The following is a 22,165-nucleotide window of genomic DNA, read 5'->3' as shown; positions in this document are numbered from 1 at the left end:
CGGCAGCCGGCCGTCACAGGGATGCGGTGGCGTCACATGTCGAGGCGGGACTCGATGGAGCGCAGGCGGTGGCGAGCCATCGCGAGGTTCGCGCGGCCCTTGTCGAGCACCAGGTAGATGAACAGGCCGCGGCCGGTGTGGCTGCTGAGCAGCCTGATCAGGTGATACTGCCGGCCGAGCGTGATGAGGATGTCCTCGATGGTGTCCTGCAGGCCCAGGTTCTCCATGGTGCGGATCTTCGACCGGATGACCTCGGTGTTGCCCGCGGCCGCGATCTCCAGGTCGAAGTTGTGGATGTTGCTGAGCTTGCCGAGGGTCATCCCGCTGGTGAAGTCGACGAGCGCGACCCCGGTCGCCCCCTCGATCTCCAGTGATTCCTTCAGCGCGATGTCAACGCTGTTCATGTCGCCTCCTGCTTGGTCGCTGGCTTCGTCCTTGGCGGTCTTTCCGCTGTCCCCGTTGTCTTCGGCAGGTCGGTCCTCTCGTGCGAACCACCAGGTCCCGAGCCTTCTTCGCATTTCGCCCCACTTGAAAATGGGAGCACTCTCCGGGTCCTCGAGCGCCATGACGTGACGGCCCTCTCTCCCGGCAATGCCAACGCGCTGGTACCTGTCAGTGCCATCTCACCAGGATTCGGGCGGATCCGACCTGTGCAGTTATGGAGCACTTCGCACAGTAGTCGTTGGCTGGGTTGACCAGGTAACACGAGTGTGCATATTGAGAGCTCTGTGGGATTGCTGTCCGAGATTCATAAGCGCAGGTCAGAGCAGTACCCGGATGTCGCTGGGCCTTCTGTTGAACCGCTGGTCCAGGCCTGCTCCGGGCCGGCGGGTCCTTCCGTATGACGCCCGGCGGGGCAGGTTCGGTGACATCCCGCCACGGGCTGTCGGGCGTATGGGCCGTGGGCGGTCGATGAGGACCACGTGCGGCCCACATCGTTCCAGAACGCGGCGAGCTGCGCGGCGATCGTGTCGACACCGGAATAGGCGACGCCGATGAGTCCGACCTGTTTCCAGCGGGTGAGGCCCTCATGGTCGTCCAGATCCTGCGGGCGGATTCCCCGCACCGGTGCACCGAGGCCGCGAAACATCTCGATGTCGGCGGCACAGGAGCACGGCTGCTTCCTGCGTACACCGGAGTGTCGTCACCGGGGTGGAAGGCCCGGGCCGCCGGGTGGCCCCGTGCCGGGGAGAGTACGAAGCCGGAGCGGGCTGCCGTTCCGTCGGCCAGGGTCAGGCCGGTCAGTGGCCGGGCGGATCCGATCGGCCGGGGATCCGGGAGGTCCGGCGGAGACCGCCCACAGACATGACATCTTGCTCCTTACAGGTTGCGCTGCGCCCGGATCCGCCGTGCTGCGGCCGTGGACATTCTGCCGGGGGCGGGTCGGGATACCCGCCGCGGGGCCGACATTGTCCTCCAGTTGGGGGACCAAAGGCCCGGTGGTCGCGGCGAATGTCCCCGGTCTGACCACGGAGATGCGGTCCGACTCATGTTTCTGAAAGAATCGCTGGTCGGCCTTCATCCGGCGCGCCTGCAGGCCCCGAAGCCGGCGGGATTCGGCGCCTGCAGGAAGGCGGAGACACCGGCACCGGAGAGCGGCAACCGGCCCATCGTATTCAGGTCATGTTTCCGGGCCGACCTGGGTGACCGCGGCCTTCGGCCGCCGCCGTTCTGGTTCAGTGCTTTCCCGGCGGTGGGATCTCAGCCGGTTGCGATGGTGTGCGAGTGTTCCGCGTCACGGCGTGCCCGTGCCCGTGCGCGTCGGCAGAGGCGTCGGGTTTCGGTGCTCCGGCCCCGGTCGAGTGCGGCCTCCGGGGCCGGAGAGATCTGTCGCGTTTCTGGATTCGCGGCGATGCGGGTGATATCCGCCGCAGCGGCCGAAGCCGCTGGAGGCGCCAGTGGCACACCGAACCGGGCACCACTGGCGCTACTTTCCGTCACAGAAGGTGGTGGTCGTTCCCGCCTGGCTCAGCGCGCGGCCGGCTCCGGCACGCCGCCGGTGCGGCTCAGGAGAGCGTCGAGATCGTAGTCGTACCAGCGGCGCAGCGGCGCCGGTGAGGTCGAGCGGCCCCACTCGTACATCCGGCGCTGTGCCTCGAACGAGCCGTCGTGCCACCGGCGCAGGACGTCGCCGAGCCGCAGCGGCGCGGGCAGGAAGGCCGCCGAGCCGAGGAGCCGCGCCAGCTGGTCCACAGCCTGGCCGGGCGCCGTCCGGCCGCCGTCGACCTGCTCCATGATGGTGCCGAGCTGACGGAACAGGTCCTGGAACTCGGGCAGGTCCGGGCAGAAGGTCCCCGGGAAGGGCGCGTCGGACAGCTGCTCGAACAGCGCCGGGTCGCCGCTCTCCTCGAAGGTGAAGTAGGTGCCGACGATGCGCGAGATCCCCAGGTTCCAGGCCATGAACCACACCTTCGACCAGGCCCGCCACAGGTCGAAGTCCCGGAACGAGACGTAGGAGCCGGCCACCAGCTGGTCGTTGACATCCAGAATGGTCTGGTTGAGCTGCTCGATGGGCGCGAAGCGCTCGGCGGAGAGGTCGCCGTCGGCGAGCGCCTCCATGAGCAGCGGTGCGAAGGCGTAGATGACCTGCATCGTGTTGGCCATGCCGCGGGAGAACAGCGCGTCGACAGCGCCGGCGGCATGGCTCATCATCGCCCAGCGGTCGCCCACCGTCCGGGTGCTGGAGTACTGGGTGCGCCCGGTGGAGACCCACTCCCAGGTCGGCCGCGCGCCCTCGAACTGACGGGCCACGCTGGGGAACCGGTCGAGGAACGCCTGCCACTCCTCGTCCGCGCGGGCCCCCGGCTGCTTCGGGAACCGGCGGGTGTCGAGGTTGAGCCCGACACTGCACAGCGGGTTGGTGGCGCGCTGGTGGTTGTCGAAGGGAATCACCCACAGCCAGCCACCGTCGAACAGGTGGTGCAGGGTGCCCTGATACCAGGGCGACGGCTGCCCGCTGGGTCGGGTGACCTCGTCGAACGGGGTGACGCCGACCATGTGGGTGAACAGCGTCCGCGAGTGCGTCCGGAACCGGCAGGGGTCGTCGCGCAGGCCGTACTGGTTCGCCAGCACGGAGTTCCGCCCGGACGCGTCGACGACGTAGCGGACGCGTATCCGTTCGTTGCTCTTCGTCACCAGGGTGGCCGCGGTGTCGGTGAACTCGACGTGGTCCACGAAGGTCCGCTGCCGCGGGTGCGCGCCGTGGCGGACGGCGGAGTAGAAGAGGTACGAGTCGATGTCCTGGCGGTGCATGTGCATCTCGGGTCCGTTCGGGAACTCCGAGACGCTACACTGCGTCACCTCGTCAGGGTTCTGGATCTCGCCCTCGCGGTGGTAGACGAAGCCGAAGTTGCGTTTCACACCACAGGCCGAGGAGACGTGCTCACGCACTCCGTCGAAGCTGCTCACATGACCGAGCTCCGGTACGTCGAAGCGTTTGGACAGTAGTTTGAGGAGATAGGTCGTCTCCCCGATCGTCGATTCCCCCAGGGCGAATCTCGGGTGGGTGCCGCTGTCGACGAGTACCACGCTGTGGCCATGGCGGGCGAGGATGTTCGCCAGCGTCGAGCCGGCGATACCGCTGCCAAGAATGGCGACCGAAAAGTCGTACTCGCTCATTGCGCTACTCCCTGGACGCAGCCATTCGGAGATGATCAGGCATCTCGTTCCGTCTGCGGGTGGAACGAGGGCCCGATCCCTTCATGATTGCGTACTGAACCACTCATCCGTCCGTTGGTCTAGATAAATGGGATATCAACACCAGGTTGTCGGATGCCTTGCGGCTTTTGTGTAAAAATATGGCGATTTGCACTTGAAGGGTAAATTATTGAACTCTGTCAGGATGTTGTCCTTTCTCTGTCCTTTCTCTGTCCTTTCCCTGCCCTGGATCTGTCCGCCTGGCGCCGGCTGTCCTCACCCGCCGCTGGTTCGCGGCTGACCGGCCGCTGACCCGCCGCCGACCGGCCGTCGACCGGCCACGGGCCTGGCGCCCCGGCTGGCTGCGGCGTTGTGCGCTCGCTGCCTGCCTCGCTGTGCGGGGCCCGGACGGCCTCTCCCGGACAACTCCGCCCGGCAGGGGGTGAGTGGGAAAGTGGAGGGATGGATCCGGTGACCCTTGCGGTGCTGTCGAGCGCGATCGGGGGCGTGGCCGAGGAGATGGGGACCCTGCTGGTCCGCAGTGCCTACTCGTCCAACATCAAGGAACGTCGGGACTGCTCGGCGGCGCTGTTCGACCTCGACGGCCTGATGATCGCCCAGGCGGCCCATGTGCCCGTGCACCTCGGCGCGATGTACGAGTCGGTACGGGTCGTCGCCGCTCGCGGCCCGGTACCCGGCGACGTCTGGGTGCTCAACGACCCCTTCTCCGGCGGGAACCACCTGCCGGACGTCACCCTGATCTCCCCGCTCGCTCTCGACGGTGAGGTGATCGGCTACGCGGCGACCCGCGCACACCACTCCGACATGGGTGGGATGCGCCCGGGCTCGATGCCGGCGGACTCGACCGAGATCTTCGCCGAAGGTCTGATCATTCCCCCGATCCGTCTGGTCCGCGCAGGGGAGTGGCAGGCGGACATCCTCGATCTCATCTGCGCCAACTCGCGGACGCCGGATCTGCGCCGTGGGGATCTGCGTGCGCAGGCGGCCGCGGGCGGCCTGGCCGCCACCCGGCTGACTGAACTCGCCCGCCGGCACGGGGCGTCGGTGGTGCTGGAATCGTTCGCCGAGGTGCTCCGCTACGGCGAACGGCGCAGCCGTGCGGTGATCGCGAGCCTGCCCGACGGCGTGTACCGGGTGGACAGCGAGCTGGAGGGGGACGGCGTCGATGACCGGGACATCCCCCTGCGGGTCGCGGTCGTCATCGTCGGCGACAGCATGACCGTGGACTTCACGGGCACCTCCCCGGCGGTGCGTGGCAACGTCAACTGCCCGCGTGCCGTGACCCGCTCGGCCTGCTGCTTCGCGCTGCGGGTGCTGCTGCCCGACGACGTCCCGAGTGGGGACGGCACCTATGCGCCGCTGTCCGTGCTGACCGAGCCCGGGTCGCTGGTGGACGCCCGCCGCCCCTCCGCCGTGGTGGCGGGCAACGTCGAGACGTCCCAGCGGATCGCCGACACCGTCCTCGCCGCCCTGCGTCTGGCCGTCGGCGCCGGACAGGCCGGGCAGGCCGGACAGGAGGGACAGGAGGGCCCGCCCCTCGTCGGGGAGCGGCCGGGCGCAATGGCGGAGATGATCCTGCCGGCGCCCGGGCAGGGAACCATGAACAACCTGATCATCGGCGGGGCCACCTGGACCTACTACGAGACGCTGGGGGGCGGCCAGGGTGCGTCAGCCCGCGGGCCCGGCTCCTCCGGGGTGCACGTGGGGATGACGAACACGCTGAACACGCCGATCGAGGCGCTGGAACTGGAGTACCCGATGCGGGTCGAGCGGTACGAGCTCGCCGACGGCACGGGTGGGCGTGGTAGGCACCCGGGCGGTGCGGGGCTCGTGCGTTCGGTGCGGGTTCTGGAAGCGGCGACACTGTCCGTCCTGACGGACCGGCGTCGGCATGCGCCCGGCGGGGTCGAGGGAGGGGATGCAGGCGCGGTCGGCCACAACGACGTCGACGGGGCCCCGCTCCCGCCGAAGGCGAGCCGTGACCTGCCCGCCGGTGCGGTGGTCACTCTCCGTACCCCCGGTGGTGGGGGGTGGGGATCGCCGCCGGTGCCGACATCGCCCGGTGCCGGCGATGTCGTCCGCAGTGGAATCGACGCCTTCCGTGACGCTGGTGGTGCCCGAGGTGGTGGTACCGACCTGGACGAAACGGACGGCTCGCCAGCTGGCGAGGGGCCGCTGCCCGCCCGCGGGAGGTAGCTGCCCGACCTCGCAAGGTGTGATCGATAGATCCGTGCAATCGGCTGCGCAAGAGGCACACAGCGTTCACGATCGAGGGTGTGACCGACTCCGTCGCGGCCGGCGCCATCGCGGGTGGGATGGCGTCCGTGCGCTCGCCACTCGCCCGGGCGTTCGACGGCGCGCTGGTCGCTGCCGGCGCCACAGCCGACGCCGGGGACCGGGTGGCGGCCTTCGTGGATCTCGTCCGGCGCTACCGGGAACCCGGCCGCCACTACCACACGCTCCGTCACGTGGCGGAGACGACCGCCGCCTTCCATCTGCTGATCGCCGCCGACCGGGCGCCGGCCGCCGGTGTGAACGTGCCGGTCTGCCTGCTCGCGGTGCACTTCCACGACGCGGTGTACGACTCACGTGCGCGCGACAACGAGAGTAGATCCGCGGACCTGGCCGGTGATGTCCTCGGCGGTCTCGGCTGCCCGGCGGCTGTGATCGCCGACGTGCGCCGGCTGGTGGAGGCCACAGCCGGCCACCACTCCCAGGCAGCAGACGAGACCTTCGTGAACGATGCCGACCTGCGGGTGCTGGCCCGCCCGGCGCCGTCCTACGACAGGTACGTCCGCCGGGTGCGCCTCGAGTACGCCTGGGTCGGCGGCGGCACCTGGGCCGCCGGGCGGGGTGCCGTCCTCCGGAACCTTCTGGACGGGCCGATCTACGCGACGGCCTGGGCTCGCAGGCTCTGGGAGCCGGCCGCCCGGGCCAACCTCAACCGTGAGCTGTCGGCCCTGTCTCTGGCCTGAGCAGTGTCCCTGGCCTGGACGGCGTTGTCCCTGGCCTGGACGGCGTTCCTGAGCCGGACGGACTCCCCGACCGCACGGTGTCCCCGGCCTGATGGTGGTCCTGGTCGTCCTGGCCTGGTGGATCTGCGCCCCCCGGTCCGGCGGGGCAGCCCGGGTCTGCCGGGGAGCTGGAACGGCGCCTCCATCTGCGCGCCAGCAGGGTGAGACAGACCCCGGCGAGCAGTGCCGCGCTCAGGACCGCCCCGGCGGTGAACTCGGCGGGGTCCGGTTCGAGGCCCGGCCAGCTCAGTGCGAACAGCAGCAGTGAGCAGACGGCGCCGGTGCCGGCGGCCGACAGGGGGAACCGGCGTGCCACCGGCAGTCCGAGCAGGGCGAGACCACCGAAGAGGCAACTGAGAACGGTAGCGGCGAGCAGCGTCCCGCCCACGGCACTGACCGCCGCGGGCGGCATCCAGCCCGGTACCCAGGACCAGGACGTGCCGTTCCAGCGCAGCCGGGTGGCGCCGCCGGACGTCCCGAGGGGCGCACCCGGCCAGATCAGCAGGTGCACCAGGCCGTGGGTGCCGAGGACGAACCCACCGGCCCAACGCAGGCCGCGGGTCACCGCGGTGGCTGCACGGCCGGCCGCACCGTCGGTCTCGCCGCCGAGGTCGCCGCCGACCTCACTGCTGAGGTCGCCGCCGATCTCACTGCAGCGTTACCTCGTCGACGTCCGCCGGTGTCCAGCCCGCGGACGGGGAGCGGTCGGTGGGCCGCGCCCAGCCCGGCGCATGCGCCCAGCCCGTCGGTTCAGCACCACTGGCTCCGGGCCCTCTGGGCCCACCGGGGTACTCGGGCGTGTCGGTGGGTTCGGGCGTGTCGGTGGGTTCGGGCGGTGCGGCCGGGATGTCGCCGGCGCCGGGTCCTGCTCCGGTGGCGGCCGCGAGGACCGTCGCGGCGAGAACCGGATCCAGATCCGGCGGCACCGATCGCAGGTCGAGCAGGCAGCAACCCTGCTCGACCCGTCCCAGTACGGACGGGCGGCCCTGGCGCAGCAGCGCGGCGAGGCTGGCGTCGAGCGCGACGGCCGCGCTGGGCAGGCCAGCGCCGTGACCGCCGAGGCCCGTCCCCGTCCCGGCCGTGGCCGTGGCCGTGGCCCGGCGGGCGGCACCGGGGGATCGGTTGGTGTCGTCGACGCCGTCCGAGCTGACCACCGCCCGGCTGCTCACCGCCGACGCGGGGACCCCGGACCCGCGCAGCCAGGACGCCAGGCGCTCGGCGCGGCTCCGCAGTGCAGCGGCGTCCGCGTGCAGGAAGTGGCGCACGGGACTGTCGCCGAAGCGCAGGGTTGCTTCCAGCGCGGCCAGTGTCAGCTTGTCGACCCGCAGGGCCCGGGCCATCGGATGGCGGCGCATCCGGTCGACGAGGTCGGCCCGGCCGAGAACGAGACCGCACTGCGGACCGCCGAGCAGCTTGTCGCCGCAGGTGGTCACGAGGCTGACGCCGTCGCGCAGCCAGGTCGAGGCGTCCGGTTCGCCGGGGAGCGCCTGGTCCGGGGTCAGCAGCCCCGAGCCGGGATCCCCGATCAGGGGCACGCCCCGGCGGGCGCACAGCTCGGCGAGATCGGTCAGCGTCGGTGCGGCGGTGAGCCCGACCATCTGGAAACTGGGCGGGTGCATCCGGAGCACGAAGCCGGTACGTGGTCCGATGGCGTCCGCGTAGTCGCCCAGGGTCGTCCGGTTGGTGGTCCCCACCTCCCGCAGCCGGGCGCCGGTGGACGTCAGCAGCTCGGGCAGCCGGAACCCGTCGGCGGTCTCGACGATCTCGCCACGGCTGACGACGATCTCCCGGCCGCCGGCCAGGGCCAGGGCCGCGAGCATGAGGGCACCGGCGTTGTTGTTGACGACATGGACGGAACGGGCAGCCGGCACTGTCGCGGCGAGCACCGTCAGCGCGGCGCTTCCGCGGCGACCGCGCCGGCCGGTCGCCAGGTCGAGCTCGAGGTCGCAGGTCGCCGCGGCCGCGTCGACCGCTGCCCGTGCCGCGGGCGAGAGCGGTGCCCGACCCAGACCGTCATGCAGCAGGATCCCCGTCGCGTTGATCACTGGGCGCAGGCGGGCCGGGACCCGGCCCGCTGTGGTGAGGGCGGCGCCGGGGACGGAACCGCTCGCGCGTGCCGCTGTGGTGCCGGGAAGCCCGCCGGACCTGCCGGGAAGCCCGCCGGACCGCCCGGCGGGTCCGGTCTGCTCGGTGGGTCTCGGGCGGTTCGGGGCTGGTTCTCTCGGGGCGAGGCGGCCAGCGGTCGGGTCACCTGGGACCGCGCGCGCCGTGATCACCCTGCTCGGTGTGGCGGGAAGGGTGAGGAACCGTGTGGGTTCGACGGACGGTCGGCCAGGATCGGCGATCACCTTGAGTGATGCTAGTCGTATCTGTCTGTAAATGAATGATGGCGCTCCGTGGGGGGTGGGTCAGGTGTGGCCTGGTTGTTGTCCTCTGGACGGTTGCGAATCCGACGTCACGGACGGGTGCGGGGTACTGTCCGAAGAGAAGGGGAGTAGCCCCGCCGTGGCACCCGGGTGTTCCCCGGTCGAGGTGTACCGCCGCCCAGTGATGGGCGGGTGGGCCTGGGCCGGTGATGATCCCGGGTCGTGCACGGTCCGGCGTGTCGACATACTGGCCCGTTTTTCGGGCCCGGCCGTCGGGCCCGACCTCTGTCGGGTGGGCGAGACCTTCGATCTGGCTGTCATGCCGGGTCGAAGGTGGTTCCCGTCACCGGCCCGGCCTCTGAGGAGAGGGATCCGAGCCCGTGAGTCTCACCGCCGTCCTCGTCACCTTCGCAGTGATCTTCCTTGCAGAGCTCCCGGACAAGACGATGGTGGCGAGTCTCGTCCTGGGCAGCCGCTTCCGTCCGCTGTATGTCTGGGTCGGTGTCGCCGCGGCCTTCGCCGTGCAGGTGACGCTGGCCGTGGCGGCGGGAAGCGCGCTGTCGCTGCTGCCGTCCCGGGCCGTCGACGGGGTCGCGGCGCTGCTCTTCGCCCTCGGCGCCGTGCTCGTCCTGCGGGAGGGCCGGGAGAGCGGGGGAGACGGCCCTGGTGCTGAGCCGGACCAGCCGGAGGCGTCCCGAGAGCCCGGTGCCGGTGTCGGTGCGGGCGCGAGGGCCGAGGTCGGCGAGGCTGCCGTGGGTTCGAAGGCGAAGGGCGTCGCCGGATCCGTGGGCGGCGGCGCTGACCGCTCGGGGTTCCTGCGCGTGGCCGCGACATCGTTCGCGGTGGTGTTCATCGCGGAACTCGGTGACCTCACCCAGTTCTCGACCGCGAACCTCGCTGCCCGCTACTCCGCGCCGGTGGCGGTGTGGCTTGGCGCCGTCCTCGCGCTGTGGACCGTCGCGGCCATGGCCATCGCCGGCGGGCGTGGGCTCCTTCGTGTCCTGTCAGTGCGCCTGATCACGCGGATCGCGGCGGTTGCCTTCACGGTGCTGGCGTTGATCTCGCTGGTCGACGCCATCCGAGGCTGACAGGGCTGGGGCAGGGCTGGGCAGAGCTGGCAGGGGTAGGCAGGGCTGACCCGGCGTCGCTCTGACCCGGCGTCGCTCTGAGCCGGCTGCGGGCCTGTCGGCAGAATCGGGCCATGACCCCGCGCAGACGAATCGGCCCGTGGCAGCCGGCGACACCGGATTTCGACATGTCGGTGCTGGCGATCGATCAGTCCGGCCGGGGCACCGGCGGCCGGCGGCCGGCGGCCGGCGGGTCGGCAGCCACGGGTCGTGCGCGGAACCGTCGAGGACCTGAGCGCGGCCCTCGCCGCCGGCGATCCGGACGGGGGCGGCCTGGCCGGTGCGACGATCGATTCCACCGTTCTCGCCGGCACGCGCGTCCTGGGAGGTGAAGCCGCGGGCCTGCGCCTGCGGGACATCCTGATCGATCAGGGGGTTCTGGCCGGTGTCGTGATCGACGGCGGCGGTGGCACCCGCATTCAGATCACGGGCGGCCGGGTGTCCGGCACGGTGTGGATCCGGGGCGAGTTCCACGACCTCGTCCTGGACCAGGTCCGCGCGGACGGAGTCACCCTCCGGTCGTGCCGGCTGCACCGGGCCCGCTTCACCGGCTGCGATCTGTCCGGTCTCGACCTGACCGGGACACGGCTGGATCACGTCCGGTTCGAGGGCTGCAACCTCAACGGGGCGGTGTTCACGGGGGTCACGATCACGGCGGCCGCCTTCCACGGCTGTCGCTTCGACGGTGCCGTGGGGGTGGCCGGGCTCGCCGGCGCGGAGGTCGATGCGGACAGCGTGATGACTCTCGTCGGGCCGATGGCGGCCGCCCTGGCAATTTCCGTGGTCTGACTGTTACCGGCCATACCTGCGCGGGGGCGCAGGATGCCCGCCGCCGTGCCGCCGTGCCGCCGCCGGGGTGGCAGCACGGAAACGGGCGGTGTACCAGGAAAGTAGAACGGAGCAACGGAGCGTCTCCGTAGAAAAGGGATGATTCCTCCCTGCTGGGAGGCCTCCCGACGGTCCGTGCTTATATCGGTGCGTCGATCGCGCATGTGACGATGCGGACACGAACAGTGTCTATCTTGCCCCTTTTTGGGTGAGTGGTGACGGGTCCGTCGGTGGCGACAGTGGAGGGAACGGCAACGGAATGATCATGGAGGAGGGTGGCTGCGGGGCCTGGCAGCGCGTGCCCGAGGACATTGTCATGCGGCTCGACGATGTGCCGGGAGCCGCGTACGAGGTGCCCAGTGAGGTGACCTGCGGGCTGCAGGAGGGTCACCCTGACAGCCACATGGCCGTCCTGCAGGGCTGGGGGAACGAGGAGGTGTGGCTGTCCTGGTCCGCCCCGAGGACGGTCACGGCCCCCGGATGCCGGGCGGAGGGGATGACCTGCCTCCTGCCCGCCGGGCACCAGGGACATCACCACGTGATCATGACGGACATGGTGGAGGACGAGGGGCCCTACTGGGTCGCCGACCGGGCCGATCTGGATGCTCGGCGGGCCGGTGTGGCGAAGGGCTGACCGGTCGGGCCCGCCTCCGGAGCGGCCGCTGCGCTACGAAGGCTCGTCGAACACGAGGACGACCTCCGTGTCGCTGGTGAAGTCCCGCAGGCGGGCGTCGGCCGGCACGGAGGCGAGGGCATGCCGGAGGCCGCCCGCCGTGGTCCCCTCGGCGGTGATGACCGTGATCCGCGTTCCGTCCGCGCCCCCGGGCCGGGCTGGCGGCCTGAACGGGCCGCTCTCGTCGCCGGGGCCAGCAGGGTCAGCCTGGCCGGCGAAGCCTGCTTCGGCGTCGAGGAGCGCTGATCGCCGGGCGGCGTCGAGTGTGAACAGGTGTTCGATGATCCGGTGGACCTCGTCCGCGCCGAGATCGGTGGCGGCGGAGATCCCGGGCCCGGCCGGGGTGATCCGGAGCCGTACCACCGGCCCTTCCTCCAATCCGTCCGCCCGCTCCGCCCGCTCCGCCCGCTCCGCCCGCTCCGCCCGCTCCTCCCGCTCACCCGGCCCGGCTGGCTCGTCCAGCCGGTCTGGCTCGTTCGGACCGTAGGTGGCGAAAGCGCGGTGAGGACTGTTCTCCGGCTCGCTGCGCAGCAGGTCGTCCGTGGTGTGGATGTCATGCGCGTTGCGGGTGGCGCCGCCGTACGTGTCGGATCGTCCGGCGCGGTACCACTCCGCGTCGGGCTGTCCCCCGGTCGGTGCCTCGCGAGCGTGGGGCTGCCCGGTCGAGGGGGTGTGCATGGCCCAGTGCCGCTCGTGGCCGGGGGGGCGGGGAGCGGCGGCAACGGTGACGGCAGCGCCGTCCACGCGCCCGACGAAGATCGTTACCTCGCGGGGCAGGGGCGCCGGGTGACGCGGGGCCAGGTCGGCAAGATCGTCACTCGGTGTGGTGTCCGGGGTCGGTCGGGACATCGCGTGGTCCTCCTCCGCGGCGGGGAGATTGCTCGATCGCTGTTTGCGGGATGACGGTCTCACGGTGATTCCGGAGGTAACACCCCGCGCGGCGGGGAGTTTCTCGTCGAAGAGCTCCTTCATTCCTCCGGGTATGTCGTGGTGATCCGGCCCGACGGTGGAGAAGAAGCTGGGCAGAATTCGACCCGGGCACGGTTTCGACCACCTGGTTCGGCTATCCCGTCGCCCCACGTAAACCAGGCTGCTGCAGGTGGCGGGTCCGCGCCATTGCGTCGGCCGCGGAGCCCGATTGCGCAGGAGCGACCCGCCGCCGAGCGCCGCCTGTCGTGCGCGGTCTGAGACGGCGCATGATCGGGGAAGGGTCGGCGGGCGGGCGGAAAGCCCGATGCCGGAAAAACCGTGACCTGGGTTCGGTGTGAGTTCGATACCCCCTGGGTAGAGGCTGCATTACCGCGCTTGTCCGGAGCGCGTGGCGCCGCGGGAGGCAGGCCGGCCGGGCTTCCCGCCTCGCACCGTCGTCGCGGCCGACCGGAGCCATGGTCCCCAGCGTGCGTGTGGAAGTGACAGGTCGAGACGCCGTCGTCGTGCACCCGGAAGGCGAGATCGACTACTCGTCCCTGGAGCCGCTGCGGGAGGCGTTGCTTGATGCGCGGATCGCCGGAGTCCGCGAGATCATCGTCGATCTCCGGCAGGTCAGCTTCCTCGACTCACAGGGGCTGGCCGTGATCCTTTACGCGCATCAGCGGCAGCGGTCCGCCGGCGGGCGGCTGGTGCTGCGCAACCTCAACGAGAACGCCTACCGCCTGCTCGACGTGACGAACCTGACCACCGTGATCGATATCGACCACGGTTCGGTCGCGCCCGTCCAGGCCCGCGGAGATCTCACGGGTCAGGCAGGTCCGCGGCCCGGGGTCGCCCGCCGGTAGGAGACGTCGGTGATGTGCCGGTGGAAGCCCAGGCCGGTGTACAGCCGGACGGCGGGCGCGTTGTCCTCGTCCACGAAGAGCATCACCGTGCCGAGGCCGCGCCCGCGCAGGTGTCGCAGGCCGGCGACGGTGAGAAGCCGGCCCAGGCCGGTTCCCGTCGCGCCCGGGGCCACTCCGACCACGTAGACCTCGCCGATCGGGCCGGTGGATCCCTGCCCGGCCCCGGGCGGCTGGTCACCGGGCACCGGCGTCGGGTCGTCGGGGTGCACCTTCGTCCAGTGGAACCCGACCAGCTCTCCGTCCCGCTCCGCGAGGAAGAAGCCGGCTGGGTCGAACCACGGCTCCGCCTCGCGCGCACGCAGGTCATCGGGCGTCCAGCGGCCCTGCTCGGGGTGGGTGGCGAACGCCGCGGCGTTGACCGCCAGCCAGGCCGCCTCGTCCCGGCCCACCTCGAATGTGCGAAGCGTCACCCCAGCCGGCAGGACCGGTTCGGGGAGATCATCTTCCCTGGCCAGGGCCTCGTGCCCCGCTCCCGGGGCGGCGGTCGGGAGCAGGGGCCGGCGCAGCTGGAGGAGTACCCGCGCCCGCTCGAAACCGGTACGCCCGGCCAGCGCGGCGGCGGCCGGCGAGTCCCCGTGGGCCCAGATGTTCAGGTGGGACGGGCCATCCGTCGCCCGGGAAAGCTCGCGGACGAGCGCCGTCCCGACTCCGGCACGCCGGTGGTCCGGGTGGACGACCACTTCGGCCTGGCGCTCCGCCGCCTCACCGACCACGGCGGCGAACCCCACCACGGACGATCCCTCCCACGCGACCAGATGCCCCGCGCCACTGTTCGCCGCCCCCGGGCGGAGGGTGAGCCGGACATCCTCGGAGACGCCGTTCCCGTCCGCGCGCTCGGCGGCGGCCAGCAGGTCGTTGATGGCGGCCACATCGTTCGCGTCGAGTGCGCGGAGCCAGCTCAGCGAGGTCATCCGTCGACGTTAGTGCGTCCGGTGGGGTCGTTCGGCGCGGTTCGGGGACGTCCGCGTGCGCTCATCTGACGCGGCGGGCATCCGGGCGCGGCTCCGGGGCCGCGCCAGCCATCAGCCCCCGCCCCCCGCACAGCCCTGCGGACGGACGTCAAGGTGACGAGCGCGGGCGAGGGGTTGCCCCGGAGATGCCGTGGGACCTGCGTGCCCAGGGCCGGATCGATCTCGCCAGGTGACCGGCAGGTTTCGCGGCGGCCGGCGCCCCGGCGCGTGTCGCTGTGCGTGACGGACACGTGGGTCCCGGGCGGCCGGCCCGTCCAGGCCCGGACATGCCGGGAGGGCCCGGCAACCGTTCTCGACGGCCACCGGACCCTCCAGGTACGCGCATCCGGGGGGAAACCTCGGATACGCCGCCGTACTGTCCGTGCGGGGTGCGCGCCGCGTGTGGTGGGAACCGCGACGCGAGGTGCGGACCGGTCAGACGCGCTCGGGGGAGCGGATGTCGTCGCGGTCCATGCGGCTGGCGGACTCGGGCAGCGGCGAGATCGGCGGAGCCACGAACTTGTAGCCGACGTGGCGGACGGTTCCGATCATCGCCTCGTGCTCGGGGCCCAGCTTCGCGCGCAGCCGGCGGACGTGCACGTCCACCGTCCGCGTGCCTCCGTAGTAGTCGTAGCCCCAGACCTCCTGCAGGAGCTGCGCCCGGGTGAAGACCCGCCCCGGGTGCTGCGCGAGGTACTTGAGCAGCTCGAACTCCTTGAAGGTGAGCTCGAGGGGACGCCCCCGCAGCTTGGCGGAGTAGGTGGTCTCGTCGACGGAGAGGTCACCCGACCGGATCACTCCGGCCTCGGCGGTGCCGCCCGCCGCCGCGACCCGGCCGATGGCCAGCCGCAGCCGGGCCTCGACCTCGGCCGGCCCGGCACTGTCGAGCACCACGTCGTCGACGCCCCAGTCCGCGGAGACCGCGGCGAGGCCGCCCTCGGTGACGAGGGCGAGCAGCGGCGTGGTGAGCCCGGTGGTGCGCAGCAGGCGGCACAGGCCCCGCGCGATGACGAGCTCGCGGCGGCCGTCGACGACGATCACATCGACCGGGGGTGCGTCGAGCAGTGCACTTGCCTCCAGCGGCGCGACACGGACCGTGTGTGTGAGGAGGCCAAGGGACGGGAAGGACTCGGCCGACGGACCGGGGGCGTTGGTGAGCAAAAGGACGACGCTCAAGACGGCTCCTCCAGGTGCGGTGTGTGTTGGGGCAGCGTCGACCCAGGCGATCCTTGTCTCCGGTGTCCCACGTTCCACGACCGTCATGGGCATGAAACGAGTACCGGTCTGTGGGGAGGATAGCGGAGTGCCCTACTCCGCTCCTACTGTCTATCGACTTCTTCCCACCGCAGACGCTGAGATCCTGGCCACGGAGCTGCGGAATCGTGTTCCTGTGGTGACAGACCCGGACGCCGTCTGCGCCGTCGTCGCCCACGGCTTCTCCGGATCGATCGGGCGGCCGGCGCCGCGTGCTGTAACAGAGGAATTGCGTCGGCACGTGAGTGTGCTGTCGATGGACCTGCGTGGTCACGGTCGATCGACCGGCACGTGCACTTTCGGGGACCGTGAGGTCCTCGACGTGGATGCTGCGGTGGGTGAGGCACGTCGCCTCGGCTACCGGAAGGTGGTCACTCTCGGGTGGTCCATGGGTGGTGCCGCGGTGGTCCGGCATGCCGGATTGGCCTGCGCCGGGGCGGCGGTGCACGGGCATCGGCTCCGGCATCGTCCTGACGCGGTTGTCTCCGTCAGCGCGGCCAGCCGGTGGTTCGTCCGCGACACGGCGCCGATGCGGCGGGTGCACTGGTTCGCCGAGACGGCGTCCGGACGGGTCGCCGCCCGCCTCGCCCTCGGGGTCCGCATCGCGGCGCGGGCGTGGCCGGCCGTCCCGCCCTCGCCCGTCGAGGTGATCGGGCGGATCGCACCGACTCCTCTCCTCATCGTGCACGGTGACCGGGATACGTACTTCACTGAGGAACACCCGCGTGCGCTCGCCGCGGCGGCGGGCCCGTCCGCGCAGCTGTGGCTGGTTCCCGGCTTCGGGCACGCCGAGGCCGGGGTCGTCCCGGGCCTGGTCGACCGGATCGGGGCGCACCTGCCCGATCTGCTCGCCGGACGTCCGGAATGGGCCGACTGCGCGCGGCGGTGGGCGGGGGAGACCCGGTGGGCGGGGGAGACAGGGCTCCCGCCGGCCGGGCGGGGCAGGCCGGCGCCGGGCCGGGTGCTCCAGGCGGGGCACGAGGAGCACGACGAACGCGAGGAGTGAGGTCGGGCCGTGGCACGCGTGGTGGTCAGGTACTGGGCCGGGGCCCGTGAGGCGGCCGGTGTCGAACAGGAGCCGGTGGACGCCGCCACCCTCGCCGGCGCACTGGACGAGGTCACCCACCGGCGTGGCGAGAGGCTCGCCACGGTGCTGCGCAGGTGCGCGTTCCTGCTGGACGACGAGCCGGTGGGCCGCCGTGACCCGGCCACCGTGCCGCTGCGGGAGGGCGCGGTGGTCGAGGTCCTGCCCCCCTTCGCGGGGGGATGACCATGAGGTGCCGGCGGACGCCGGCGCGAAGCGGTCGACGACGGGACACGTGCGGGTACACCGGGCCCTGGTTCCGCGGACGATCGCCCGTGGCAGCATGGTGCCGTGCCTAGACCCGAGCCCGGTTCGCCCGGAGTGTCCGGCCCGCCGGACACGGCCCGGCCGGCCGGCGCGGCCACGCCCCCGGTCCCTGGTGGGCCCGGTCCCGCGTTGCCGGGCTCGGCGGCGGTGGGTGCGGCGGCGGTGGGTGCGGCGATCGCCGCGCTCGTCACCGGCGCTTCGTTCGCCGCGGTCGCGGGCCCGTGGGCGCTTGCGGGTGTGCTGCTCGCGGCCCAGTCCTCGCTCGCCTGGGCCTGGGCGCGGGCGCTCGGGGCCTCGGCGGGCACCGTGGTCCTCGTGGCGGCGAGCGCGCTCGCGGGCGATCTCGCGGTGCTCTGGCCCGGTGGCGATGACGACGGGCGCGGCGGCCACGGCTACGACGACAACGGCATCGGCACGGTGGCCGGGGTGGTCGGGGTGTCCCTCGCGGTCACCGTGCTCTACCAGCTGGCCCGGCGCCAGCGCCCGGGCGGGGCTGGTCCGCCCGGCGGGAGCGCCGCCGCGGTGCCGGCGCACCGTGGCACGGTTCCGGCGCATCCGACCCTCGTGCCTCCGCATCCGGCCGCGCAGGCGGCCATCCGGCCCCTGCGGGCGGCTGACCGGGTGAGCGGCGACATGGCGGCCGCCCTGGGCGGAGTCACCATCGCCGCGTTCCTCACCGGCTTCCTCGTGCTGCGGGCCGAGGCGGGTGCCGAGCATCCGCCCGACAGCATGGTGATCGCGGGTCTGCTCGGTGCCGGCACCGCTGTCCTGGTCGGCCGCGCGGTGATCGCCCTCCTCGGCCCCGTCGCCTCCGAGCCCGTTGCCTCCGAGCCCGTTGCCTCCGGACCTGCCACGTCCGGACCTGCCACGTCCGTGGGCCGGTTCCGGTTCCGCGCTCTGGCGGGCGCGATGCTCGGGGCGGTGGCAGGCACCGGTGCGGGCGCCGTCTTCGGCGGCCTGACAGATCTCGGCGCCCCCGCCGCCGCCGCGCTCGCCGCGGCCGGAGCGGTCGCGGCCGCCTGTGCGATCCCGGTCGGGCCGGTGTTGCCGGCCGGGTCCCCGCCCGTCGTGCCGGCGGCCGTTTCGTTGTCCGTGTCCGCGTCGGGTGCGTCGGCCTCGGCAGCCGGTCTGCCGGCCGGTTTCCCGGCGGGTTCCGGGGCGGTCGGTGTCCCCGCCGGGCGTTGGTCGGGTGCCGGGGCGGGGCTGCTGCTCGGCGTCCTGATCCCGCTCGCGTTGGCCGCGCCGATGGTGTACCTCGTCGGCCGGCAGCTCCCCGGATGAGCCGGGGTGCACGGCGCGGCCTCGTGATCTTCCTCGTGACCATCCTTCTGGCGCTGATCGTGTTCGGGGTCCTCGACCGGGTGGCGGCCCGGGTGGTCGCCGACCAGATCGCGACCCGGGCGCAGACCTCGCAGAACCTGGCCGAGCGCCCGGATGTGTCCCTGGGGGGCTTCCCGTTCCTGACCCAGGTCGCCGCCGGCCGGTACCGCGACGTCGACATCGAGGTCCGCGGCTACGAGCAGGACGGCGTCCGCATCGACCGTGTCGGCGCCCAGCTCGCCGGCGTGCGGCTCCCGCTGTCGGACGTCCTGCGTGACCAGGTGGATCAGGTGCCGGTCGACCGGGTCGACGCCCAGGTCGACCTGACCTTCGCCGACCTGAACGCCTACCTGGCGACCCAGGAGCCCCAGGTCCAGGTCAGCGCGGCCGACCAGGGGATCCAGGTCGCCGGGACGGCGGAGGTGCTGGGCACGAGGTACCCGGTGTCCGGCACCGCCGACATCGGCGTCGCGGCGGACTCGGTCACCTTCACCCCGCGGGACCTCACCGCGAGCCTCGGGGTGGTGATCCCGCCGCAGCTGCTGGAGCCCGTCCGCGCCCTGCTGACCATTCGCGTGCCGATCACCGGGTTGCCGTTCAACATGGCGCTGCGGTCCGCCGTGGTCGGGCCCGACCGGCTCACCTTCACGGCGGGCGGCCGTGACGTCCTGCTCGACCCCGACCTGGCGACGGGCGTGACAACCGGCGGGTCCGTCGCACCCTGACGTCCCGGCGGGCGATCCGCTGTCACGTCTTCTTCCCTGGCGGCGCGGTGCGGCGGAGGATGATCCCATGAGTGCGGACGGGCGGGACCTCACCGGCGAACTGGCCGCGCTCGGCGAGGTGCCCGGCGAGGTCGCGACGCTGCTGCAGTTCTCCACGGCTTTCTGCGCACCGTGCCGGAGCACCCGGCGCATGCTGGCGGAGGTCGCCGCGGTCGTACCCGGGGTACGGCATGTGGAGGTGGACGCGGAGTCGCACCTGGAACTGGTGCGGCGCCTCGCGGTCCGCAGCACGCCGACGGTGCTCGTCCTCGACAGCTCGGGCACCGAGGTGCGCCGGGCAAGCGGCGCGCCGCCGACGCGGGCGGCGGTGATCGCCACCCTGGCCTCGTTGGGCGAGATCTTTCCCGGAGATCCACAGTCGGGTCCGGATGGTGATTCGGTGGATCTGTCGCGTAAGGGTTAACACGGCTGTGACGTTCGCTGCTACCGTGACACGCATCATGTGCGACACCCAGCTGGTCAGACGCCGCGCGGTCGATCTCTGCCGCGTCCGCAGCTGCCTGTGTTGCGTTTCCTGACCGTGTGCTGACGTAGGTCCCCGCCCTCGTCCACCGTGTCCACAGCCGTTCCGGGGCGTGCCCGGTCCCGTCCGGCTGCCCGAAACCGCCGCAGGCCCGATCTCGTCCCACGTTCCATCACCGCGAAGGGAGTACGCGCATGAGCCGCGAGACCGCGCTGGTCAACGCGACCTGGGTGGAAGAGCACGCAGGCGACCCCAAGGTCGTCCTCGTCGAGGTCGACGAGGACGTGTCGGCCTACGACCGGGGCCATATCCCCGGCGCCGTGCGGCTGGACTGGAAGTCCGAGCTGCAGGATCCGGTGATCCGTGACTTCGTGAACAAGGAGCAGTTCGAGAAGCTCCTGTCCGGCAAGGGCATCGCGAACGACGACACCGTCGTGCTGTACGGCGGCAACAACAACTGGTTCGCCGCCTACGCCTACTGGTACTTCGTCCTGTACGGCCACGAGCAGGTGCGGCTGCTGGACGGTGGCCGCAAGAAGTGGGAGCTGGACGGCCGCGAGCTGACCGCCGAGGTCACCCCGCGCCCGGCGACCAGCTACGCCGCCGCGGAGGCGCGCACCGACATCCGAGCGTTCCGCGACGAGGTCATCTCCGCCATCGGCGAGAAGAACCTGGTGGACGTCCGCTCGCCCGACGAGTTCTCCGGCCGTCTGCTCGCCCCGGCGCACCTGCCGCAGGAGCAGTCGCAGCGGCCCGGGCACGTACCGACGGCGAAGAACATCCCGTGGGCGAGGACGGCGAACGAGGACGGCACCTTCCGCTCGAACGACGAGCTGACAGCCCTCTACTCCGGGGCCGGCGTGGACCTCGAGAAGGACACCATCGCCTACTGCCGGATCGGGGAGCGTTCCGCCCACACCTGGTTCGCGCTGCACGAGCTGCTGGGCCTGGCGAACGTCAAGAACTACGACGGTTCGTGGACGGAGTACGGCTCGCTCGTCGGCGTGCCGATCGAGAAGGGCGCCTGATCATGTGTGGTGCTACCCGTGGTGGACCATCGGTGGAGGGAATCGACATGGCCAGGGAGACCGTGATCCAGGGGGTCGTCGTCCGGGACGGTGAGCCGGTGTCGACCGGTTACGCCCGCCTGCTCGACTCCGGCGGTGACTTCACCGCCGAGGTGCCGCTGTCGGCCACCGGCCAGTTCCGGTTCTTCGCGCGTCCCGGCGAGTGGACGGTGCGCGCGCTCGTTCCCGGCGCGACCGGGGAGCGCAGGGTCGTCGCCCGCCAGGGTGAGCCGGTCGACACCCAGGTCGACGTGGCCGCCTGATCAGCACGCGGGCCTGAGCGCCCGACGACGGCCGGGTTCCGGGGAGAGCGCTCTCCCTGGAACCCGGCCGTTTCGCTCTCCCGCCCCACCTGGTCTCCGCTCCGCCCCACCTCCGTCGCGGGACCGTCTCCAACGCCCAGGACTCGTCGCCTCCGGGCTGCCGGATCGCTGGGTCGCCCGGCAGCCGGGTCACAGTCGGGAAACTGTCACAAGGTGACATTTGTCCATCGCAGGCGTATATTCGTCCTGGACGGAGATGTCCGGATGGTCGTAATCCTCCCGATATCAGACAGGTGTCGGGAGGGGGGCTGTCCGGACCGGCCTGAGGGGAAGGCGGCGTGGTGGCGGATCGGGCTGAGGGTCTGCGCGAACGGAAGAAACGGCGCACCCGCCAGACGATCATCGAGGTGGCGCACGAGTTGTTCCACGCGAAGGGCTTCGAGGCCACGACCCTGGAGGAGATCGCCGCCGGCGCGGACGTGTCGGTGCGCACGCTGTTCCGCTACTTCACCGGGAAGGAAGCGATCGCGCTCGCACCGCTGGACGAGATGGGCGATCTGACGGTCGCGGCACTGCGCCGCCGGCCGGCGGACGAACCACCTCTGGCCGCCCTGCGCGCCGCGGCCATGAGCGCCTGGGCGCTGATGTCCCCCGACGGCCAGGCGCTGCGGCACTACGCCGACCAGCTTCTGCCGAGCGAGCAGGCCTCACCGCTCGCCGGTGCGGTGCTGAGCAGGCTCATCGTCATCGGTGACCGACTGGCGATGGAGCTCGTCGACAACGACGAGGCGGTCGACGAGCCCCGTGCCTGTGTCGAGCCGCCGCCTGACATACCTGACATACCTGACATACCTGACACGCCCGAAGCGCTCGCCGCGTCCGCGACGGGGCCGGCGGCGCGGTTTCCGGCGCCCATCGCCGAGCTGGACGCTCAGCTGACCGTCGTCCGCTTTCTCAGTGCCATCCAGGTCGCCATCCGTTTCTGGTGCGGCTCGGGCAGTACGGATCTGTCGGTGCTTCTCGTCGTCGTCGAGACATGTCTCGACCGGATCTGTTCGAGCCCCTGAGTCTCCCGTAGCCGACCCCTCCTTATCGATCCGTTTCGAGGCGGCCACGAACCGAGGCGGACGTGCCGTCGTCCGGGTCGGTGGGCCCGCCGGGCGGCGCCGGCGTTCAACTCAAGATGCAGGCTGGTTCCGCAGCCGCATTCAC

General features: G+C 71.7%; 21 protein-coding genes. 14 read left to right on the top strand and 7 right to left on the bottom strand.

Features of this window, described 5'->3' with window-relative positions; all coding sequences use genetic code 11:
* Nucleotides 1-32: 32 nt before the first annotated feature.
* Together B207_RS0121210 and B207_RS0121205 are read right to left on the bottom strand one after the other, a co-directional pair.
* Nucleotides 33-404, bottom strand: coding sequence for a hypothetical protein (locus B207_RS0121210; protein ID WP_018638607.1), 372 nt, complete (start codon nt 402-404; stop codon nt 33-35).
* A gap of 1,564 nt (nt 405-1,968) precedes the next feature.
* The gene (locus B207_RS0121205) at nt 1,969-3,618 is read right to left on the bottom strand and encodes an NAD(P)/FAD-dependent oxidoreductase (RefSeq protein ID WP_018638606.1); all 1,650 of its coding nucleotides are present in this window, start codon (nt 3,616-3,618) and stop codon (nt 1,969-1,971) included.
* A 480-nt stretch (nt 3,619-4,098) separates the two neighbouring features.
* On the opposite strand from B207_RS0121205, the gene B207_RS0121200 reads away from it, so the two are divergent.
* On the top strand, nt 4,099-5,853 hold the full coding sequence (locus B207_RS0121200; RefSeq protein WP_018638605.1) for a hydantoinase B/oxoprolinase family protein: 1,755 nt from the start codon (nt 4,099-4,101) through the stop codon (nt 5,851-5,853).
* Between the two features lie 119 nt (nt 5,854-5,972).
* On the top strand, nt 5,973-6,632 hold the full coding sequence (locus B207_RS0121195; RefSeq protein WP_035741607.1) for an HD domain-containing protein: 660 nt from the start codon (nt 5,973-5,975) through the stop codon (nt 6,630-6,632).
* Here B207_RS0121195 and B207_RS0121190 read toward each other — a convergent pair.
* Nucleotides 6,598-7,236: a hypothetical protein gene (locus B207_RS0121190; RefSeq protein ID WP_018638603.1), complete on the bottom strand. Its 639-nt coding sequence runs from the start codon at nt 7,234-7,236 to the stop codon at nt 6,598-6,600. The two genes, B207_RS0121195 and B207_RS0121190, sit on opposite strands and share 35 nt — an antisense overlap.
* 82 nt (nt 7,237-7,318) lie before the next feature.
* Nucleotides 7,319-8,947, bottom strand: a complete 1,629-nt coding sequence (gene selA / locus B207_RS0121185) for an L-seryl-tRNA(Sec) selenium transferase (RefSeq protein ID WP_230205144.1) — start codon at nt 8,945-8,947, stop codon at nt 7,319-7,321.
* 470 nt (nt 8,948-9,417) lie between these two features.
* Here selA and B207_RS0121180 point away from each other — a divergent pair, with 470 nt between their 5' ends.
* From B207_RS0121180 to B207_RS0121170, 3 genes are all read left to right on the top strand, one after another.
* Nucleotides 9,418-10,125 (top strand): TMEM165/GDT1 family protein, encoded by a 708-nt coding sequence (locus B207_RS0121180; RefSeq protein WP_018638601.1) that lies wholly within the window; start codon nt 9,418-9,420, stop codon nt 10,123-10,125.
* 249 nt (nt 10,126-10,374) lie between these two features.
* The gene (locus B207_RS0121175) at nt 10,375-10,953 is read left to right on the top strand and encodes a pentapeptide repeat-containing protein (RefSeq protein WP_018638600.1); all 579 of its coding nucleotides are present in this window, start codon (nt 10,375-10,377) and stop codon (nt 10,951-10,953) included.
* A gap of 298 nt (nt 10,954-11,251) precedes the next feature.
* Nucleotides 11,252-11,626, top strand: coding sequence for a hypothetical protein (locus B207_RS0121170; protein WP_018638599.1), 375 nt, complete (start codon nt 11,252-11,254; stop codon nt 11,624-11,626).
* A 33-nt stretch (nt 11,627-11,659) separates the two neighbouring features.
* On the opposite strand, the gene B207_RS37060 is transcribed toward B207_RS0121170, so the two are convergent.
* Nucleotides 11,660-12,514, bottom strand: coding sequence for a hypothetical protein (locus tag B207_RS37060; RefSeq protein WP_230205143.1), 855 nt, complete (start codon nt 12,512-12,514; stop codon nt 11,660-11,662).
* A 536-nt stretch (nt 12,515-13,050) separates the two neighbouring features.
* On the opposite strand from B207_RS37060, the gene B207_RS34810 reads away from it, so the two are divergent.
* The gene (locus tag B207_RS34810) at nt 13,051-13,440 is read left to right on the top strand and encodes an STAS domain-containing protein (RefSeq protein WP_051102601.1); all 390 of its coding nucleotides are present in this window, start codon (nt 13,051-13,053) and stop codon (nt 13,438-13,440) included.
* Here B207_RS34810 and mshD read toward each other — a convergent pair.
* Both mshD and B207_RS0121150 read right to left on the bottom strand, forming a co-directional pair.
* The gene (gene mshD / locus B207_RS0121155) at nt 13,404-14,411 is read right to left on the bottom strand and encodes a mycothiol synthase (protein ID WP_018638596.1); all 1,008 of its coding nucleotides are present in this window, start codon (nt 14,409-14,411) and stop codon (nt 13,404-13,406) included. The two genes, B207_RS34810 and mshD, sit on opposite strands and share 37 nt — an antisense overlap.
* A gap of 474 nt (nt 14,412-14,885) precedes the next feature.
* Entirely contained in the window at nt 14,886-15,626 is a 741-nt protein-coding gene (locus B207_RS0121150; RefSeq protein WP_026311287.1) for a response regulator transcription factor, read from the bottom strand.
* Nucleotides 15,627-15,711: 85 nt separating this feature from the next.
* Here B207_RS0121150 and B207_RS0121145 point away from each other — a divergent pair, with 85 nt between their 5' ends.
* From B207_RS0121145 to B207_RS0121110, 8 genes are all read left to right on the top strand, one after another.
* The gene (locus B207_RS0121145; RefSeq protein WP_326828702.1) at nt 15,712-16,710 is read left to right on the top strand and encodes an alpha/beta hydrolase; all 999 of its coding nucleotides are present in this window, start codon (nt 15,712-15,714) and stop codon (nt 16,708-16,710) included.
* Nucleotides 16,711-16,719: 9 nt separating this feature from the next.
* Nucleotides 16,720-16,974, top strand: coding sequence for a MoaD/ThiS family protein (locus tag B207_RS0121140; RefSeq protein ID WP_018638593.1), 255 nt, complete (start codon nt 16,720-16,722; stop codon nt 16,972-16,974).
* A 105-nt stretch (nt 16,975-17,079) separates the two neighbouring features.
* On the top strand, nt 17,080-18,336 hold the full coding sequence (locus B207_RS0121135; protein WP_026311286.1) for a hypothetical protein: 1,257 nt from the start codon (nt 17,080-17,082) through the stop codon (nt 18,334-18,336).
* The gene (locus tag B207_RS0121130) at nt 18,333-19,100 is read left to right on the top strand and encodes an LmeA family phospholipid-binding protein (RefSeq protein ID WP_018638591.1); all 768 of its coding nucleotides are present in this window, start codon (nt 18,333-18,335) and stop codon (nt 19,098-19,100) included. Before B207_RS0121135 ends, B207_RS0121130 begins: the two co-directional genes overlap by 4 nt.
* A 67-nt stretch (nt 19,101-19,167) precedes the next feature.
* Nucleotides 19,168-19,563 carry a TlpA family protein disulfide reductase gene (locus B207_RS0121125; protein ID WP_018638590.1) on the top strand — a complete coding sequence of 132 codons (396 nt, stop codon included), beginning with the start codon at nt 19,168-19,170 and terminating at the stop codon, nt 19,561-19,563.
* Between the two features lie 254 nt (nt 19,564-19,817).
* Nucleotides 19,818-20,651, top strand: coding sequence for a sulfurtransferase (locus B207_RS0121120; RefSeq protein WP_018638589.1), 834 nt, complete (start codon nt 19,818-19,820; stop codon nt 20,649-20,651).
* Nucleotides 20,652-20,653: 2 nt separating this feature from the next.
* Nucleotides 20,654-20,953: a DUF1416 domain-containing protein gene (locus tag B207_RS0121115; RefSeq protein ID WP_026311285.1), complete on the top strand. Its 300-nt coding sequence runs from the start codon at nt 20,654-20,656 to the stop codon at nt 20,951-20,953.
* Nucleotides 20,954-21,291: 338 nt separating this feature from the next.
* Nucleotides 21,292-22,020, top strand: a complete 729-nt coding sequence (locus tag B207_RS0121110) for a TetR/AcrR family transcriptional regulator (RefSeq protein ID WP_018638587.1) — start codon at nt 21,292-21,294, stop codon at nt 22,018-22,020.
* Nucleotides 22,021-22,165: the final 145 nt, after the last annotated feature.

Origin of the sequence: Parafrankia elaeagni, assembly GCF_000374165.1 — a bacterium.
GTDB lineage: Bacteria > Actinomycetota > Actinomycetes > Frankiales > Frankiaceae > Parafrankia > Parafrankia elaeagni.
The sequence above is the reverse complement of the archived record's forward strand: the minus strand, read 5'-3'. Positions and strand labels throughout refer to the sequence as shown.

Bases quoted from the DNA above. Each gene is read 5' to 3' on its own strand.
- B207_RS34810 (WP_051102601.1), top strand. From the start codon at position 13,051: ATGGTCCCCAGCGTGCGTGTGGAAGTGACAGGTCGAGACGCCGTCGTC.
- B207_RS0121145 (WP_326828702.1), top strand. From the start codon at position 15,712: ATGGGCATGAAACGAGTACCGGTCTGTGGGGAGGATAGCGGAGTGCCC.
- mshD (WP_018638596.1), bottom strand. From the start codon at position 14,411: ATGACCTCGCTGAGCTGGCTCCGCGCACTCGACGCGAACGATGTGGCC.
- B207_RS0121170 (WP_018638599.1), top strand. From the start codon at position 11,252: ATGATCATGGAGGAGGGTGGCTGCGGGGCCTGGCAGCGCGTGCCCGAG.
- B207_RS0121210 (WP_018638607.1), bottom strand. From the start codon at position 404: ATGAACAGCGTTGACATCGCGCTGAAGGAATCACTGGAGATCGAGGGG.
- B207_RS0121130 (WP_018638591.1), top strand. From the start codon at position 18,333: ATGAGCCGGGGTGCACGGCGCGGCCTCGTGATCTTCCTCGTGACCATC.
- B207_RS0121195 (WP_035741607.1), top strand. From the start codon at position 5,973: ATGGCGTCCGTGCGCTCGCCACTCGCCCGGGCGTTCGACGGCGCGCTG.
- B207_RS37060 (WP_230205143.1), bottom strand. From the start codon at position 12,514: ATGTCCCGACCGACCCCGGACACCACACCGAGTGACGATCTTGCCGAC.
- B207_RS0121205 (WP_018638606.1), bottom strand. From the start codon at position 3,618: ATGAGCGAGTACGACTTTTCGGTCGCCATTCTTGGCAGCGGTATCGCC.
- B207_RS0121200 (WP_018638605.1), top strand. From the start codon at position 4,099: ATGGATCCGGTGACCCTTGCGGTGCTGTCGAGCGCGATCGGGGGCGTG.
- B207_RS0121125 (WP_018638590.1), top strand. From the start codon at position 19,168: ATGAGTGCGGACGGGCGGGACCTCACCGGCGAACTGGCCGCGCTCGGC.
- B207_RS0121115 (WP_026311285.1), top strand. From the start codon at position 20,654: ATGTGTGGTGCTACCCGTGGTGGACCATCGGTGGAGGGAATCGACATG.
- B207_RS0121120 (WP_018638589.1), top strand. From the start codon at position 19,818: ATGAGCCGCGAGACCGCGCTGGTCAACGCGACCTGGGTGGAAGAGCAC.